Source organism: Stenotrophomonas sp. AS012628 (assembly GCF_010608305.1).
Classification (GTDB): Bacteria; Pseudomonadota; Gammaproteobacteria; order Xanthomonadales; family Xanthomonadaceae; genus Stenotrophomonas; species Stenotrophomonas geniculata.
Map to the genome: position 1 here is coordinate 1 of NZ_VMBJ01000332.1, position 208 is coordinate 208.

1 protein-coding gene is annotated in these 208 nt (G+C 68.3%); it reads left to right on the top strand.

The window, feature by feature from the left end:
- Positions 1–208, top strand: a 208-nt coding sequence (locus G5A07_RS22145; protein WP_191864064.1) for a xanthine dehydrogenase family protein molybdopterin-binding subunit, incomplete at both ends; no start/stop codon positions are given.

Consider the following 208-nt stretch of genomic DNA (forward strand, 5'->3'; position numbering starts at 1 on the left):
CCCTGAAGGACGGCAAGGTCGAGCAGAACAACTTCGACGGCTACCAGGTGCTGCGGATCGCCGAGATGCCCAAGGTCGAAGTGCACATCGTGCCCTCCGGCGAAGCGCCCACCGGGGTCGGCGAACCCGGTGTGGCGCCCATCGGCCCGGCGCTGGCCAATGCGATCTTCGCCGCCACCGGGCAACGCCTGTACAACCTGCCCTTCCC